The sequence below is a fragment of the Derxia gummosa DSM 723 genome, assembly GCF_000482785.1.
Taxonomy (GTDB): domain Bacteria; phylum Pseudomonadota; class Gammaproteobacteria; order Burkholderiales; family Burkholderiaceae_E; genus Derxia; species Derxia gummosa.
This window is the reverse complement of the sequence record NZ_AXWS01000007.1, coordinates 248529-265708: the sequence shown is the minus strand read 5'-3', so window position 1 is coordinate 265708 and position 17180 is coordinate 248529. Positions and strand designations below refer to the sequence as shown.

Annotated in this window: 15 protein-coding genes and 1 tRNA gene; 15 read left to right on the top strand and 1 reads right to left on the bottom strand. The window is 69.1% G+C overall.

Annotated features, from left to right (window positions below; translation table 11 throughout):
- Positions 1-87: 87 nt before the first annotated feature.
- The 10 genes from H566_RS0102290 (at position 88) to H566_RS0102245 (ending at position 11303) form a co-directional block, all read left to right on the top strand.
- Positions 88-2502 (top strand): DNA translocase FtsK, encoded by a 2415-nt coding sequence (locus H566_RS0102290; RefSeq protein ID WP_034410312.1) that lies wholly within the window; start codon positions 88-90, stop codon positions 2500-2502.
- Between the two features lie 175 nt (positions 2503-2677).
- Positions 2678-3286: an outer membrane lipoprotein chaperone LolA gene (lolA, locus tag H566_RS0102285; RefSeq protein ID WP_028310150.1), complete on the top strand. Its 609-nt coding sequence runs from the start codon at positions 2678-2680 to the stop codon at positions 3284-3286.
- 36 nt (positions 3287-3322) lie between these two features.
- Positions 3323-3910 (top strand): hypothetical protein, encoded by a 588-nt coding sequence (locus tag H566_RS0102280; protein WP_156924271.1) that lies wholly within the window; start codon positions 3323-3325, stop codon positions 3908-3910.
- 7 nt (positions 3911-3917) lie between these two features.
- Positions 3918-4562 carry an MBL fold metallo-hydrolase gene (locus H566_RS0102275; protein WP_028310148.1) on the top strand — a complete coding sequence of 215 codons (645 nt, stop codon included), beginning with the start codon at positions 3918-3920 and terminating at the stop codon, positions 4560-4562.
- 330 nt (positions 4563-4892) lie between these two features.
- Entirely contained in the window at positions 4893-6353 is a 1461-nt protein-coding gene (locus tag H566_RS0102270) for a replication-associated recombination protein A (RefSeq protein ID WP_084544817.1), read from the top strand.
- A 105-nt stretch (positions 6354-6458) separates the two neighbouring features.
- Positions 6459-7148 carry a fumarylacetoacetate hydrolase family protein gene (locus H566_RS0102265; protein ID WP_034410310.1) on the top strand — a complete coding sequence of 230 codons (690 nt, stop codon included), beginning with the start codon at positions 6459-6461 and terminating at the stop codon, positions 7146-7148.
- Positions 7149-7290: 142 nt separating this feature from the next.
- Positions 7291-8586, top strand: coding sequence for a serine--tRNA ligase (gene serS / locus H566_RS0102260; protein WP_028310145.1), 1296 nt, complete (start codon positions 7291-7293; stop codon positions 8584-8586).
- A gap of 47 nt (positions 8587-8633) precedes the next feature.
- Positions 8634-8723, top strand: a tRNA-Ser gene (locus H566_RS0102255).
- A 112-nt stretch (positions 8724-8835) separates the two neighbouring features.
- Entirely contained in the window at positions 8836-10209 is a 1374-nt protein-coding gene (locus tag H566_RS0102250) for a cation:proton antiporter (protein WP_028310144.1), read from the top strand.
- Positions 10206-11303 (top strand): DUF1615 domain-containing protein, encoded by a 1098-nt coding sequence (locus H566_RS0102245; RefSeq protein WP_028310143.1) that lies wholly within the window; start codon positions 10206-10208, stop codon positions 11301-11303. The genes H566_RS0102250 and H566_RS0102245 overlap by 4 nt, the downstream gene beginning before the upstream one ends.
- Positions 11304-11420: 117 nt before the next feature.
- Here H566_RS0102245 and H566_RS0102240 read toward each other — a convergent pair whose 3' ends face one another.
- Positions 11421-11795: a hypothetical protein gene (locus H566_RS0102240; protein ID WP_028310142.1), complete on the bottom strand. Its 375-nt coding sequence runs from the start codon at positions 11793-11795 to the stop codon at positions 11421-11423.
- A 481-nt stretch (positions 11796-12276) separates the two neighbouring features.
- Between H566_RS0102240 and H566_RS0102235 the strand changes: the two genes are divergently transcribed.
- The 5 genes from H566_RS0102235 (at position 12277) to H566_RS0102215 (ending at position 17137) form a co-directional block, all read left to right on the top strand.
- Entirely contained in the window at positions 12277-14085 is a 1809-nt protein-coding gene (locus H566_RS0102235; protein WP_028310141.1) for a methanol/ethanol family PQQ-dependent dehydrogenase, read from the top strand.
- Between the two features lie 89 nt (positions 14086-14174).
- Positions 14175-14579, top strand: coding sequence for a c-type cytochrome (locus tag H566_RS0102230; protein ID WP_028310140.1), 405 nt, complete (start codon positions 14175-14177; stop codon positions 14577-14579).
- Positions 14576-15484 carry a quinoprotein dehydrogenase-associated putative ABC transporter substrate-binding protein gene (locus tag H566_RS22450; RefSeq protein ID WP_245591265.1) on the top strand — a complete coding sequence of 303 codons (909 nt, stop codon included), beginning with the start codon at positions 14576-14578 and terminating at the stop codon, positions 15482-15484. Before H566_RS0102230 ends, H566_RS22450 begins: the two co-directional genes overlap by 4 nt.
- Positions 15485-15582: 98 nt before the next feature.
- Positions 15583-16170 (top strand): hypothetical protein, encoded by a 588-nt coding sequence (locus H566_RS27120; RefSeq protein ID WP_051377886.1) that lies wholly within the window; start codon positions 15583-15585, stop codon positions 16168-16170.
- A complete protein-coding gene (locus tag H566_RS0102215) occupies positions 16142-17137 on the top strand; it encodes a quinoprotein relay system zinc metallohydrolase 2 (protein ID WP_156924270.1) in 996 nt (331 codons plus the stop codon). The genes H566_RS27120 and H566_RS0102215 overlap by 29 nt, the downstream gene beginning before the upstream one ends.
- Positions 17138-17180: the final 43 nt, after the last annotated feature.

The following is a 17180-nucleotide window of genomic DNA, read 5'->3' as shown; positions in this document are numbered from 1 at the left end:
GGTCTCATGCCTTCTGCTGCATCTCCCTCGTCACGCCGCCGGGCCAATAGCGCCGCCTGCGGCGAAGCCTTCATTCCCAAACGTCCGATGGCCGGCGATGCCGAGCCTGCGCATCTGCTCGAACTGGTCGCGGAGGCCCGCTGGATCGTGTTCGCGGTGCTGGCCATCTATTTGCTTACCATTCTCGTCACCTTCCATCCCGGCGATCCAGGCTGGAGTCAGGACACGGGCAATCCGGTGCTGAACAAGGGGGGACGGTTCGGCGCCTGGCTGGCCGATCTTCTCCTCTACTTGTTTGGCGTGTCGGTGGCGTGGTGGGGTTTCCTCTGCGGTCGCCATGTGCTGCTCGGCCTGATGCGCCTACGTGCGAGGTTGAGCGGCGAGGCAGTCCCGCCGGTGGCCGATCGCCGTCAGTTGGCGGTGTCGGCCGGGGCCTTCCTGCTGCTGCTGGGCGCGAGTGCCGGCTACGAGGCGTTGCGCTGGCGTGATGCCGGCTGGCATCTGCCGTATACGGGTGCCGGACCGTCGGGTGCGGGTGGCTTGCTTGGCGGTGCGATCGCGAGTCATGCGCAGACTTGGTTCGGTGACTTCGGCGCGTATCTCGCGCTGCTGACGGCCTTCTTCATTGGCTTCTCGTTCTATTTCCATGTGAGCTGGCTGGAGGTTTCCGAGCGAATCGGGCTGGCTGTCGAGCATGGCATTGAGCGCGCGCGGGCCTGGATCGAAACCCGGCGCGACCGTCGCGCGGGCGAGGTGGCGGCACAGGAGCGCGAGGCCATGGTGGCTGTCGAGCGTGCGCATTTCGAGGTGGCTAAGGAAACCAGGCCTCCGGTCATCGAGACGCCGAGGCTCGAACCTTCCGTGGGCGACCTCGACATCGATCCGGAACTCTCGGACCCGCTGCCGTTCGAGCCATCGGTGCCCGGGGCGCCCGTCGGCGTGGCGCCGAAGTCGGAGCGCGTCGCGCGCGAGGCGCAGAAGCCGCTGTTCGCCGAGCTGTCCGATTCGTCGTTGCCGACGGTCGATCTGCTCGATCCGCCGTCGCCGACACAGGAGTTTGTCAGCACCGACACGCTCGAATTCACCTCCCGCCTCATCGAGAAGAAGCTCAAAGACTTCGGCGTCGAGGCGACGGTGGTGGCGGCCTTTCCCGGCCCGGTCATCACGCGCTACGAGATCGAGCCGGCCACGGGCGTGAAGGGCGCACAGATCGTCAATCTGGCCAAGGATCTGGCGCGGGCGCTGACGCTCACGAGCATCCGCGTGGTCGAGACGATCCCGGGCAAGAACACCATGGGTCTGGAACTGCCTAATCCCAAGCGCCAGACCGTGCGGCTGAGCGAGATCCTCGGCTCGACCATCTACGACGACGCGCCGTCGCGCCTGACCATGGCGCTCGGCAAGGACATTGCCGGCAAGCCGGTGGTGGCCGACCTTGCCAAGATGCCTCACCTGCTGGTGGCCGGCACGACGGGCTCGGGCAAGTCGGTGGGCATCAACGCGATGATCCTGTCGCTCGTCTACAAGGCGACGCCGGACCAGGTGAGGCTCATCCTCATCGACCCGAAGATGCTCGAAATGAGCGTGTACGAAGGCATCCCGCACCTGCTCGCGCCGGTCGTCACCGACATGAAGCAGGCTGGCCACGCGCTCAACTGGTGCGTGGCGGAGATGGAGCGCCGCTACAAGCTTATGAGCAAGATCGGCGTGCGCAACCTCGCCGGCTACAACAACAAGATCGACGAGGCGGCGAAGAAGGAAGAGAAGATTCCCAACCCGCTGTCGCTCACGCCGGATGCACCCGAGCCGCTCGACAAGCTGCCGACGATCGTCATCGTCATCGACGAGCTGGCCGACCTGATGATGGTGGTCGGCAAGAAGGTGGAAGAGCTGATCGCGCGCATCGCGCAGAAGGCGCGGGCGGCGGGCATCCACCTCATCCTCGCCACGCAGCGGCCGAGCGTCGACGTCATCACCGGCCTCATCAAGGCCAACGTGCCGACGCGCATTTCCTTCCAGGTCAGCAGCAAGATCGACTCGCGCACCATCCTCGACCAGCAGGGCGCCGAGGCGCTGCTCGGCATGGGCGACATGCTCTACATGGCAAGCGGCACCGGTCTGCCGATGCGCGTGCACGGCGCCTTCGTGAGCGATGACGAAGTCCACCGCGTGGTCGAGCAGCTCAAGAAGGCAGGGCCGCCCGACTACGTGGACGGCATCCTCGAAGGCGGCGTCGAGAGCGACTACGCGGTCGATCTGGGCGCGGGCAGCGGCGTGGGATCGGGTGCCGAGGGCGGCGAGGATGTGGCGCTGTACGACCAGGCCGTGGCCGTCGTGCTCAAGAACCGCAAGGCGTCGATCTCGCTGGTGCAGCGCAACCTGCGCATCGGTTACAACCGCGCCGCCCGCCTGCTCGAACAGATGGAACAGTCGGGCCTCGTCTCCGCGATGCAGACCAACGGCAACCGCGAAATCCTCGTCCCGATCTCGGGCAACGAGTGACGCGCGATCCGGCGGCAGGCGCGGCTGCCGCTCCAGCTTTCCTCCCATGACCCAACACATGCAAGTCCGCGCCTCGCGCGGCATCGTCGGCGCGGGTGCGTCGACGCAGGACGACTCGCAAGGCTGTCCGGATGACCTCACGCGGCAGCGCGGCGCCAGCCCATGGCGCCGCCGCATGCTCGCGACGATCGTCGTGGTGGCAGGCGGCGCGTTCTGCGTCACCGCCGAAGCCGGCGCGCTCGACCAGCTCAAGGCCTTCACCACCAACACGAAGTCGGCGCGCGGCGAGTTCACCCAGAAGCTCGAACGCGGCGGCGCGCCGGCCCGGTCGCAATCGGGCAGCTTCGCGTTCTCGCGGCCGGGCAAGTTCCGCTGGAGCTACACCAAGCCCTTCGAGCAACTGCTCGTGGCCGATGGCCAGAAGCTCTGGATCTACGACAAGGACCTAAGCCAGGTAACGGTCCGCAAGCTGGGCAGCGCGCTGGGTGACTCGCCGGCGGCGATCCTGTTCGGCAGCAATGATCTGGAACGAAACTTCACCCTCAAGGAAACCGGCGAACGGGACGGCCTCGAATGGCTCGATGCAACGCCGAAGCTCAAGGATTCCAGCTTCGAGCGCGTGAGCATCGGCTTTCGCGACGGTCTTCCCGAGGCAATGGAATTGCGTGACGCTTTCGGACAAGTGTCCCGGCTCAGCTTCGGCAAGATCGAGCGCAATCCGCCACTGGCGGCCGACACTTTCACCTTCGCGCCGCCCAAGGGCGCGGAGGTGCTCGAACAATAGCGACAGCGCCCCGAGGGCGCGGAAGGCCTCCGACTCATGGGCGCAGGAAACGGTTTCTCGATGCAGGGCAGCGGCGGGCGTCTGGCGCGCATCGCGGGAGCGGGCATGGTCGTGGTGCTGGCCGCCTGCGCGACAGCGCCGGAACGGCCGTTCTCCGTGACGGACGCGCGCACCGAAAGCCGTTTCGGCGATGCGCGCAACACCGCGCGCGGCGCCGAACTGCTGATGGCCGACGACAGCTTCGCGCCGCCGCTGCCCGACCGGCTCGTCGCGGCAATGCAGGAAGCCTTCGGCAAGCAGCTCGCGGGCAGGGCGCTGCGCATCGAGCGCGCCGACGCGACCATGACCGTCGACGGCGCTCATGTGCAGATGTCGCGCGCGAGCTTCATCGACCGGCTGCGCCGCTTCAGCCTGAGCGGCGGCGATGTGCCCGTGTTCCGCGACGTCCCGCTCAACGCCGAGCGCCGCGTGATCGTGCGTTTCGCCGCCTCGGTCGATGGCCAGCGCTTCGCGGGAGAATCGGTGGCCTCGTGGCGCGGCGAGGGCGGCGATGTCGAGATCGCCAATGCCGTGCGCGCCGCGCTCACCAACCTCACCAACGACGCCCGCGCCAAGCTGCGCTGAAGCCGCCATGAACTGCACGATCATCTCCGTCACGCCCTTCCAGCAGAACTGCTCGCTCATCTGGGACGAAACCACCATGAAGGGCGCGCTCGTCGATGCCGGCGGCGAGGCCGAGCGCCTGCTGGCCGCCGCGCAGCAGAAGGGCATCACGATCGAGAAGCTGCTCGTCACCCACGGCCACCTCGACCATTGCGGCGCCGTGGCCGACCTGGCCGAGCAACTTGGCGTGCCGGTCGAGGGGCCGCATCGCGGCGACGATTTCTGGATCGACGGACTGGCCGAATCGTCCAAGCGCTGGGGCTTTCCGCCGTCGCGCAGCTTCGTGCCGACGCGCTGGCTCAAGGACGGCGACACGGTGACGGTGGGCGGCATCGAACTCGAAGTCATCCACTGCCCGGGCCACACGCCGGGCCATGTGGTGTTCCTCAACCGCGCGGGCAAGCTGGCCTTCGTGGGCGATGTGCTGTTCAAGGGCTCGATCGGTCGTACCGACTTCCCGCGCGGCAATCACGACGACCTCATCAGCTCCATCCGCGACAAGCTCTTCCCGCTCGGCGACGACATCCGCTTCGTGCCGGGCCACGGGCCGCTGTCCACCTTCGGCGCCGAGCGCGCCGACAATCCCTTCGTCGCGGACGAGAACTTCGGCTGAGGCGGTTCGGCCGGCGCGGCGGTGACGTCCGCCGTCGCGGCCGGGCGGCCGGCCGGTCCGAAGGAGGCGTCGGCGCTGACGGCGCCAGGTCGCTGCCCGACACGCGCATGGCGCCGATCGCCGGACGCCGCGCCTCGGTCCGATGCGAGAATCGCCCGCATGGCTGCACGCAAAACCCCGCCCCCGGCCGCCGGCGATTCGCTGTTCGGCGATCTCGATCTTCCCGTTCCCGACCCGCGCGACCCTCTCGCGCCTGACGCAGGCTCCGGTCCGTCCGACCGCGCGACCGCCTCCGGCCGCGATTCGGCGCCGGACGCATCGCGCGCCGGGATGCGCGCTGATGCCGGCGAGGCGCGCCCCGGCCGCGATGCCGCCGCCCGCCACCTGTCGCAATCCGCCCCGCTTGCCGAGCGCCTGCGCCCGCACACCATCGCCGACGTGATCGGCCAGCGTCATCTGCTCGGCGAGGGCAAGCCGCTCGCGGTCGCCTTCGCCTCGGGCCGGCCGCATTCGATGATCCTCTGGGGCCCGCCCGGCGTCGGCAAGACCACGCTCGCGCGGCTCATGGCCGACGCCTTCGGCTGTGCCTACATCGCGCTGTCGGCGGTGCTCGCGGGCGTGAAGGACATCCGCGAGGCGGTCGCCACGGCCCAGGCCACGCGCGACGCCACCGGCCGCCAGACGCTGCTGTTCATCGACGAGATCCACCGCTTCAACAAGAGCCAGCAGGACGCGCTGCTGCCGCATGTGGAGAGCGGGCTGTTCGTGTTCGTGGGCGCGACCACCGAGAACCCGAGCTTCGAGGTGAACTCGGCGCTGCTGTCGCGCGCGGCGGTCTACGTACTGGCCTCGCTCGACGAGCCGGCGCTCGGCGAGATGATCGACCGCGCCATCGCCGCGCCCGAGGCGCCCGAGCTGCACGGCATCGTCTTCGAGCCGAAGGCGCGCGAGCTGCTGCTGCGCTCCAGCGACGGCGACGGCCGCAAGCTGCTCAACAACCTGGAGATCGTCGCGCGGGCGATTCCGGCGCCGCGCGCGGCGACAGCCGGGCAGGGCAGTGGCGCCGAACCGGCCGCCGATGCCGGCGCCGTCGCCGAGCGCGCCGCCGAAGAGCCACCCGCCCGCCTCATCGACGAAGCCGTCCTCGCCCGCGCCCTGAGCGAGAACCTGCGCCGCTTCGACAAGGGCGGCGAAGCCTTCTACGACTCGATCAGCGCGCTGCACAAGAGCGTGCGCGGCAGCCAGCCCGACGCCTCGCTCTACTGGTTCTGCCGCATGCTCGACGGCGGCGTGGACCCGCGCTACCTCGCGCGTCGGCTGATCCGCATGGCCAACGAGGACATCGGCCTCGCCGACCCGCGCGCGATCGAGGTCACGCTCGCCGCCGCCGACACCTACGAGCGGCTCGGCTCGCCCGAGGGCGAGCTGGCGCTGGCCCAGGCGCTCGTCTATCTCGCGGTCGCGCCCAAGTCGAACGCGGTCTACACCGCCTACAAGGCCGCGATGCGCTTCGTGAAGGAGGACGGCTCGCGCCCGGTGCCGCTGCACCTGCGCAACGCGCCGACCAAGCTTATGAAGAACCTCGGCTACGGCCACGACTACCGCTACGCCCACGACGAGCCCAACGCCTACGCCGCCGGCGAAACCTACTTCCCGGACGGCATGCGCGAGCCGAGCTTCTACACGCCCACGCCGCGCGGCCTGGAAGCGCGCATCGCCGAGCGGCTCGCCTACTGGCGCGGCCTCGACGACGAGGCGCGCGGCAACGAGCCGTCGTCACGCGGCGACTAGCCGTGCTCGACGTGCGCGGTGCCGCGAGGCGCCCCGCCGGGCCGCGCGCCTTGCCCCCGATCTTCGCGGCCTGCGCCGCCCGTCCGACCTGACAGGAACCTCGCCATGAACACCGTCATCCCCGCGCCCGTCGCCGCCGTCATCCCGGTCGCCGGCAGCGACGCCGTCTTCCCGGTGCGCCGCATCTACTGCATCGGCCGCAACTACGCCGACCACGCGCGCGAGATGGGCGCCGATCCCGGGCGCGAGCCGCCGTTCTACTTCATGAAGCCCGCCGACGCCGTCCGCCCGAGCGGCGCGCGCCTGCCGTTTCCGGGCCAGACCGCGCGGCTCGACCACGAGATCGAGCTGGTCGCCGCGATCGGCACCGGCGGCAGCGACATCGCGGTGGAAGACGCGCTCGCGCACGTGTGGGGCTACGCGGTCGGCATCGACATGACGCGACGCGACCTCCAGTCGGCCGCCAAGGCCAAGGGCCATCCGTGGGAGCCGGCCAAGGGCTTCGACGCGTCGGCGCCGGTCTCTGCGCTGCATGCCACCGCCGACATCGGCCATCCCGCCCGCGCGCGCATCTGGCTCACGGTGAATGGCGAACCGCGCCAGACCGACGACATCGCCGACATGACGTGGTCGCTCGCCGAGGTCATCGCCCATCTGTCGAAGCTCAACCGGCTGGAGCCGGGCGACCTGATCTTCACCGGCACGCCGGCCGGCGTCGGCCCGGTGAAGCCCGGCGACCTGATCGAGGGCGGCGTGGATGGCGTGGACACGGTGAGCGTGACCTACGGCGGCTGAAGCGCCGCCGCCCGTCCGCTTGCACCGCCGGGCGCCGCAGGGCAGGGCGTGCTTTCCCGGCGTGAAGCGCCGGCATGGCAGCCGCCGGACCGCACCTGCCCCCGGCTTAGAATGGCCGCCCCCTACAAGGCACAGCATCGACATGCTCGACATCGCCCTCCTACGCAAAGATCCCCAGGCGGTTGCCGCGCGCCTCGCGCTCGGCGGCCGCTACCAGCTCGACATCGACGCCTTCCAGGCGCTCGAAGCCGAGCGCAAGCAGGTCCAGACCCGCACCGAAGAACTCCAGGCCCGCCGCAACGCGCTGTCCAAGCTCGTCGGCATGAAGCGCGGCAAGGGCGAGGACGCCTCGGCCGAGATGGCCGAATCGGCCGCCATTCCCGACCAGCTCAAGGCCCTCGAAGCCCAGCTCGGCGACATCCGCGCGAAGCTCGACAACTTCCTCATGACCGTGCCGAACCTGCCGCACGACAGCGTGCCGGACGGCCGCAGCGACGCCGACAACGTCGAGCTGCGCCGCTGGGGTACGCCGCGCGAGTTCGACTTCGAGGTCAAGGACCATGTGGACGTCGGCGCCAGGCTCGGTCTCGACTTCGACATGGCGGCCAAGCTCTCGGGCGCGCGCTTCGCGTTCCTCAAGGGGCCGGTCGCCCGCCTGCACCGCGCGCTCGCGCAGTTCATGCTCGACGTGCAGACCCAGGAGCACGGCTACAGCGAGTGCTACACGCCCTACATCGTCAACACGGCCACGCTGCTCGGCACCGGCCAGCTGCCGAAGTTCAAGGACGACATGTTCTGGGTGACCAAGGGTGGCGCCGACGACAAGGAAGATCTCTATCTCGTCAGCACCTCCGAGATCACGCTCACGAACACCGTGCGCGACACCGTCGTGCCGCTCGACCAGCTGCCGATCCGCCTCACTGCGCACACGCCCTGCTTCCGCAGCGAGGCGGGCAGCTATGGCCGCGACACGCGCGGCATGATCCGCCAGCACCAGTTCGACAAGGTCGAGATGGTGCAGATCGTCGAGCCGTCCACCTCCTACGAGGCGCACGAGCAGATGACCGCCCACGCCGAAGCCATCCTGCAGAAGCTCGGCCTGCCGTACCGCGTGATGCTGCTGTGCGCGGGCGACATGGGCTTCGGCGCGGCCAAGACGCATGACCTCGAAGTCTGGCTGCCGGCCCAGGGCACCTACCGCGAGATCAGCTCGGTGTCGAACTGCGAAGGCTTCCAGGCCCGTCGCATGAAGGCGCGCTTCAAGAATGCCGCCGGCAAGAACGAGGACGTGCACACGCTCAACGGCTCGGGCCTCGCGGTCGGCCGCACGCTCGTCGCCGTGCTGGAGAACTACCAGCAGGCCGACGGCAGCCTCGTCGTGCCGGAAGTGTTGCGCCCTTACCTCGGCGGAATTGAACGGTTTTCGCCGAACCTCTGATATAGTCTTGGGCTTCGCTGATGACCAACAGCGAAGCAGCAAAAGCAGGAGAGGTGGCAGAGTGGTCGAATGCGCCGGACTCGAAATCCGGTATACGGGCAACCGTATCGTGGGTTCGAATCCCACCCTCTCCGCCAGATTTCATGAAAAGCCCCGGACTCACCTCCGGGGCTTTTTCGTTTGCGCTTCCCGCGTATCACGCGGTGACGCGCCGCGCCTTGCCGACGGCCTCGCCGGCACCATCCGCCGATGCAATTCGCCCTGTGGACAGCGATCGTCGGTGGCCTGCTCGTCTTCATGGCGCTCGCGGGTTCGGTGCTCGCGCGGCTGCCGCTCACGGGCTCGATGGTCTATGTGGCAGTCGGCGTGGCGGTCAGCCCGGCTTGGCTGCATCTGTCGGCGTTGCGCCCCGTCGAAAGCGCCCATCTGCTCGAACACCTCACCGAAACGGTCGTGCTCGTTTCCCTCTTCACGGCCGGGCTCAAGCTCAGCGCCGGTTTGCAGGATCGGCGCTGGCTGCTGCCGCTACGGCTCGCGAGCCTGTCGATGGTGGTGACGGTGCTGCTCATCGTTACGGCGGGCGTGCTGCTGCTGCATCTGCCGGTCGGCGCGGCGGTACTGCTCGCGGGCATCCTCGCGCCGACCGATCCGGTCCTCGCTTCCGACGTGCAGCTCGCTGAGCCGGGCGACCGCGACCGGCTTCGCTTCGCGCTGACGGGCGAGGGCGGCCTCAACGATGGCGCCGCCTTCCCGGTGGTGATGCTCGGGCTCGGCCTGCTTGGCATGCGAGACATCGGCGCCTTCGGCTGGCGCTGGCTGCTGGTGGATGTGCTGTGGGCTGTGTCGGCGGGGCTGGCGGTAGGCGCGCTGTTCGGCAGCCTGATCGGGCGGCTCGTGCTGTATCTGCGGCTGCGGCACCGCGAGGCGACCGGGCTGGATGACTTCCTGGCGCTCGGGCTGGTGGGGCTGTCGTATGGCGTCGCGGTGCTGATCGATGCCTACGGCTTTCTCGCGGTGTTTGCCGCTGGCGTGGCCTTGCGGCGGACCGAGCAGCGTGGCAGCGCGCGATCGGCGGCGAATGATGCGAATGATGCGACGGCGCCCGATGGTCCGGCCATGACCGGCGCTTCGCCCGATTACCTGCCCGCCGCCGCCCGGCCCGCCACGCCTTCCTCCGACCTCTCCCCCGCCACCGACCCGCGCCACGCGCCGGCCTTCATGGCGCATGCGGTGCTCAGCTTCAACGAGCAGATCGAGCGGATCGGCGAGGTGGCGGCGGTGATCGTGGCCGGCGCGCTGCTGTGGGCGATCGACTGGCGGCGAGTGGACTGGTGGTTCGTGGCGCTGCTGCTGCTCGTCGTCCGGCCGGTTGCGGTGGCCGTGGGGCTCGGGGGCGCACGCGCAAGCGGGTTGCAGCGCTGCCTGATCGGCTGGTTCGGCATCCGCGGCATCGGCTCGCTGTACTACCTCAACTACGCCATCACTCACGGCCTCGGCGCCGATCTGGCCGCCACGATCGCCGCTGTCACGCTCGCGGCGGTTGTCGCCTCCATCGTCGCGCACGGCATCTCGGTGACGCCGCTGATGCGCCTTTACTCGCGCCGTCCGGGAGGGCAGGGATGAAGTGGCTCGCCATCGCCTCGGTCGTGCTGCTCGCGGCCTGCGCCGGCCCGGTGCGCGAGCCGGCGCCCGAACTCACGGCCGCACAGGCGCGAGCCCTCGCCGCGCGGGCGATCCCGCCCGGCGTGGCCGATGGCGACGGCTGGGCCGCCGACATGCATGCCGCCTTCACCGTGCTCGGCATCGCGCCGACGCCGTCGAACCTGTGCGCGGCGGTGGCGGTGATCGGGCAGGAATCGGGCTTCCAGGTCGATCCGCCAGTACCCGGGCTTGCCGACATCGCTTGGCGCGAGATCGATTTGCGCGCGGCGCGTGCGGGTCTGCCGGCGATCGTCGTGCGCACGGCGCTGCGCATTCCGTCGCCCGACGGCCGCAGCTATGCCGAGCGCATCGACGCCGCGAAGACCGAGCAGGACCTGAGCCGCGCTTTCGACGACATGGTCGGCAGCCTGCCGCTCGGCCGCCGCCTGTTCGGCGGCTGGAACCCAGTGCGCACTGGCGGGCCGATGCAGGTCGGCATCGCCTTCGCCGAGGCGCAGGCGCGCGAGCACGAATACCCCTATCCGGTCGCGCGCTCGTTGCGCGACGAAGTGTTCACGCGGCGCGGCGGCCTGTACTTCGGCATCGCGCATCTGCTCGACTATCCGGCCGACTATGACGCGCCGATCTACCGCTTCGCCGACTACAACGCCGGTCGCCACGCGAGCCGCAATGCCGCGTTCCAGAACGCGGTGAGCGTGGCCTCGGGCATTCCGCTCGACCTCGACGGCGACCTCATCGCGCATGACGGCGACGCATCCCGCCCGCCGGGCGCCACCGAGCTTGCCGTGCGCTCGCTGGCCGCGCGGCTCGATCTCGACGCCGGCGACATCCGCCGCGCGCTGGAGCAGGGCGACTCGGCCGACTTCGCGCGCACCGATCTGTACCGCCGCGTCTTCGCGCTCGCCGACCGGTCGGCCGGCAGGCGCCTGCCGCGCGCGATGCTCCCGGTCATTGCGCTCAAGAGCCCGAAGATCCGTCGCCCGCTCACCACCGAATGGTTCGCGCGCCGTGTTGACGAGCGCCACCGGCGTTGTCTTGCGCGGCTCGCCGGATAGCGACTGTCAGGCGGCCGGGCGTCAGGCCGGACGATCCTCCGGCCGGTCCGGATCCGGTGAGAGCGGGCCGCCGGGAGCCTCCGGACGCAGGGGGCGTGGTCGGCCGGATGCAAGCCCTCAGCGCCGCTTCAATCCGCATTCCGAATACGCCTTCGACTCCAGTTCGCGGTAGCCGCGCGCGGTCTTCTTTGCATCGTCGGTGTCGCGGAAGATGCCGCCGCCTTCGCCGGGCAGGGTGGCGTAGCGGGCAAAGGTCGAGGCCTGCACGTAGTCGTCATAGGGAAGCGCGTTCGCAATTTTGTCGATCGCGCAAGAGCATTTGTACAGACTCACGAAATCACCCCCCTGCCCGTTGACGCATTCCTGGACGTACTCGACGCGAGCTGTGGTCGGGTAGTTGAACCTGGGTGGTTCGTCGGCGGATGCCGCGCCGCTTGCAAGCGCTGTCACGCAGGCGAGCAGGCGGACGGCGAGGCGGATGCGAGAGGTCAAGATGGTCTCCTTGGTTGTTGTTGGTGACGACGACGCAATTGCCGCGCCGGCCCCTGTCGGGCGCGCGCGGCCGGCGGGCGATGACAGATTGCGCGGAGCGCTCCTTGGGGCGCGGCTCAAACTGTCACAGCTGCCGTGCATGCCGCAGTGCACACCCGCGCGGGTACCCCTCGGCCCTCGCATGGAGCCAGCTCGCACGAGTGACGCGAAGCCCCTGTTTCCCTAGGGAAAGACCAGTGGCACCGGCTTTTCCCTGATGCCGTTTGCAAGACCACTGGCACAGAAAGTGATTCAAGTCAGCGCAATTGATGCCCTCCTCCGAACGGGCTGGCCGCGTGATTTCACGGGGTCTGCCTGCGGCGTATCCAGCCTCCGTCAGAGCGGCGGAACGCCAGGGGTTCTCAAGCCGAACCGGGTTCGCATCCGGTGATGCGGGAATTCGATTGAACGAGCGGGACGACAAAAAACCTGGAGGAGACACATGACCATCCGTTACGCAGTGGCGGGCGCGACAACGCTCGCGATCACGATGCTGTCGCAGCCGGCCCTGGCCGACGCGCAACTCGACAGCGCCATGAAGAACCCGGCCAACTGGGCGGCTCAGGCCGGCGATTACGCCAACCAGCGCTACAGCGATCTCAAGCAGATCAACGCTTCCAACGTCGGCAAGCTGCAGGCCGCGTGGACCATCTCGACGGGCGTGCTGCGGGGCCATGAAGGCTCGCCGCTGGTCGTCGGCGACACGATGTACATCCACTCGCCGTTCCCCAACAAGGTCGTGGCGGTCAATCTCAAGGACCAGACCTACAAGTGGAAGTACGAACCGAAGCAGGATGCGGCGGTCGTGCCCGTGATGTGCTGCGACACCGTCAACCGCGGCCTGGCCTATGGCGACGGCAAGATCTTCCTGCAGCAGGCCGACACGACGCTGGTCGCGCTCGATGCCAACACCGGCAAGGTCGTGTGGTCGGTCAAGAACGGCGATCCCAAGATCGGCGAAACCAATACCAACGCGCCCCATGTGTTCAAGGACAAGGTCATCACCGGCATCTCGGGCGGTGAATTCGGCGTGCGCGGCCGCGTGACCGCCTACGACATCAAGACCGGCAAGGTGGCCTGGAAGGGCTACAGCGTCGGTCCCGACAACGAGATGCTCATCGATCCCGACAAGACCACGACCTGGGCCGACGGCAAGGTCGTGCCGGTTGGCAAGGACAGCTCGATCAAGACCTGGCAGGGCGACCAGTGGAAGATCGGCGGCGGCACGACCTGGGGCTGGTACAGCTACGACCCCAAGCTCAACCTGATGTACTACGGCTCGGGCAACCCCAGCACCTGGAATCCCAAGCAGCGCCCCGGCGACAACAAGTGGTCGATGTCGATCTGGGCCCGCGATGTCGATACCGGCAAGGTCAAGTGGGTCTACCAGATGACGCCGCATGACGAGTGGGACTTCGACGGCATTAACGAGATGATCCTCGCCGACGTGTCGGTCAAGGGGCAGAAGGTGCCGGCGCTGGTCCACTTCGACCGCAACGGCTTCGGCTACACGCTCAACCGTGAAACCGGCGCGCTGGTGGTGGCCGAGAAGTACGACCCGGCCGTCAACTGGGCCACGCATGTCGACATGAAGACGGGCCGTCCGCAGGTCGTGTCCCAGTACTCGACCGAGCAGAACGGCGAGGACGTGAACAGCAAGGGCATCTGCCCGGCGGCGCTCGGCTCGAAGGACCAGCAGCCGGCCTCGTACGACCGCAAGAGCGGCCTGTTCATGGTGCCGACCAATCACGTCTGCATGGATTACGAGCCGTTCCGCGTCGAGTACACGGCCGGCCAGCCCTATGTGGGCGCGACGCTGTCGATGTTCCCGGCGCCCAACAGCCATGGCGGCATGGGCAACTTCATCGCCTGGGACGCGGGTACCGGCAAGATCGCCTGGAGCAAGCCCGAGAAGTTCTCGGTCTGGTCGGGTGCGCTCACGACGGCCGGCGACATCGTCTTCTACGGGACGCTCGAGGGCTACCTCAAGGCCGTGAGCCCGAAGGACGGCAAGGAACTGTGGAAGTTCAAGGTTCCGTCCGGGATCATCGGCAACGTCTTCACCTATGAATACGCCGGCAAGCAGTACGTGGGCGTGTATTCGGGCATCGGTGGCTGGGCCGGCATCGGCATGGCGGCAGGCCTCGAGAACTCGACCGACGGCCTCGGCGCCGTGGGCGGTTACAAGGACCTGGCGAAGTACACCGACCTCGGCGGCACGCTGTTCGTGTTCGCGCTGCCGAGCAACTGATCGCAGTCGCGCGAGCCGCCGGGCAAAGACCCGGCGGTGCCCGGGCCGCGGTCCTGCGGCCCGGGCTTCACAACCCTGGGAGACATCCGATGAAACCGCTGTACAAGCTGCTCGCCGCCACCGTGATCGCCGCAGGTGTGATCACCACGGCCAGCGCGCAGGACGCCAATGCGCCGTATCAGGTCGTGGACGGCAACAAGGTCGATGCCAACACCCTGAAGGGCTGGAAGACCTGGCGTTCCCTGGCTTGCGAGCGTTGCCATGGCGCGCAGCAGGAAGGCCTCGTCGGTCCGTCGCTCGTCGATTCGCTCAAGAAGCTGTCGAAGGACGATTTCCAGACGACCGTGATGAACGGCCGCATCGAGAAGGGCATGCCGAACTTCAGCGGCAGCGAGCAGATGCAGCAGAACTGGCAGAACCTCTACGCCTATCTGAAGGGCCGCTCCGACGGCAAGATCCAGCCGGGCAACCTGAAGCCGATGGACCCGCAATGAACGCCTGCCGCCGCGCGATGAACACGCGCTACCGCCCGGGCCGGCGGATCGCGGCGCTGCTGACGGCCCTGCCGGCGCTGCTGGCCTTGCAAACGCATGCAGGCGCGCAGGAAGTGGCTGTCGACGACAAGCTGCTGCGCGTCTGCGCCGATCCGCACAACCTGCCGCAGTCGGACGATCGTGGCGCCGGCTACGAGAACGCGATCGCCGCGGCGATGGCCAAGGATCTCGGGCGCGAGCTGAGCTACACCTATTTTCCGCAGCGCATGGGCTTCGTGCGCCAGACGCTGCGCGCCAAGGACACGACGACGCAGCGCTTCAAGTGCGACCTGATCGTCGGCGTGCCCAAGGGCTACGAACTGGCCGCCACGACGCGGCCGTACATGCATTCGACCTACGCGCTGCTCTACCTCAAGCGCGGCGTGCTCGCCGGCGTGGGTTCGGCCGACGAGGTGCTGGCGCTGCCGCCGGCGCAGCGCGCCAAACTGCGCTTCGGCTACTTCGCGCCGTCGCCGGCGGTGGACTGGTTGCAGCGCAACGGGTTGTTCGAGCAGTCGATCGCGCATGCGACGCTCAACGGCGATCCCGAGGAAAGCCCGGGCCGGATCATGGAGCGCGAGCTGTCCAGCGGCCGCATCGACGTGGCCGTGGTCTGGGGGCCGGTGGCGGGCTATGTCGCGCGCGAGCGCGGCGGTGACTGGGCCACGCTGCCGCTCAAGTCGCCCGATCCGTCGATCAAGTTCGACTACGAGATCGCCATGGGCGTGCGCTTCGGCGAACCGCAATGGAAGAGCACCGTCGACAACTGGATCGCCGGCAACCGCGAGCGCATCGACGCCATCCTCGCGAGCTATCGCATTCCGCTCGCCGATGACAGCGGCGCGGTGCGCGCGGAGTCGAAGTGATGGACGCCGGGCGCCGCCGCTTGGCGCACGCGGCGTTGGCGGCATTGCTCGCGCCATTCTCTTTGCAAGGGATTGCAGCCGAGCCCGAGCCGGGTGCCGTGGGCAGCGCGCCCAGCCCGGCCGAGACGCTGCTCTTTCTCGACGATCACATGGCCGGCGTGACGCCGGGCAGGCGCATCGACTATCGCTTCGAGCATCGCGGCGCGACGCCGCCGGCCGATGACGAGGCGCTCACGCTGGGAGCGACCGGCAGCCGAGGTCATCGCGGCCTCGCGCTGATCGACCGGCGCGGCGAGTTCGCGCTGCCGGGCGGCGAGGGCGTGACGCCCAATCCGATGATCGTGTACTTCCTCGAGCGCGAGGTGGCGGCGATGGAGCGGGCCACCGGCGGCCAGCGCCGGCATTTCAACCGGCTCATCCGCAGTGCGCTCGCGCGCGGGCCGGAGATCCGCGAGGGCAGCGTCGAGCTGGACGGCAAGCCCGTGGCGGCGCGCGAGATCGTGATCGAACCGTATCGCGATGACGGCCAGCGCGCGCGCTATCCGGAGCTGGCGCGCAAGCGCCTGCGCTTCGTGCTGGCCGACGGTCTGCCGGGCAAGGTGGCCGAACTGCATGCGGAGCTGCCGGGCGCCGAAGGCGCGTCGGTGGCAACCGACGATGCGCTGCGCTTCGTGGCCGCGCGCTGAGCGACGACGGCAATGGCTGCCGCGGCTCGCGCTGTTCGCGGCGGCGCTCGTGGCCGGACTGATGGTGGGCGCCCGCGCGGCCTCGCAGGATGAGGCACGGCCGGCGCGCTTCGAACTGAAGCCGATCGCGCCTGGCGTCTTCGTGCATGAAGGCCGGCAGGAGGAGAGCGCCGCGGCCAATCGGGGCGACATCGCCAATCTCGGCCTCGTGGTCGGCCGGCGTTGCGCCGCCGCGATCGACAGCGGCGGATCGCTCGCCGTGGGCCGGGATTTCGTCGCCGCCATCCGCCGCGTGACCGACCTGCCGGTGTGCGTGCTGATCAACACCCACGCGCATCCCGACCACGTGCTCGGCAATGCGGCCTTCGCGGAAGCGTGGCCGACGCTGGACATCGTCGGGCATGCGCGGCTGCCGGCGGCGCTCGCCGCGCGAGGTCCGGCCTACCTGCATGCGCTTGCACGCGATCTCGGGCCGGTGGCCGAGGGTAGCCGCATCGTCACGCCGACCGTGACCGTGGTCGATCGCGGTCGCATCGACCTTGGCGGGCGGACACTGGCGTTGCGAGCCTGGCCGACCGCCCACACCGACTGCGACCTGAGCGTGCGCGACGAGCCGAGCGACACCCTGTTCACCGGCGACCTGCTGTTCGTCGAGCGCATTCCGGCGCTCGATGGCAGCCTCGACGGCTGGCTGGGCGTGCTCGCGGCGCTGCGCGAACCGGTACCAGCGCATGTCGTGCCCGGCCATGGTGCGGTTGATGCGCCATGGCGCGCGGCGCTCGACCGCGAGGCCGGCTATCTGGGGCTGCTGCGCGACGAGGCGGGCGCGGCGCTGGATGCCGGGCGCGGGCTCGGCGCGACGCTCGCGGCCGAGCTGCCCGAGGCGGCCCGGCAATGGCGGCTGGCGCCGCTGTACCACCGGCGCAATCTGACCGCCGCGTATGCCGAGCTGGAATGGTCGCGCTGACGGACGGGCGGTGATGCAAACCTTTGCATGACCATCCGGCCGC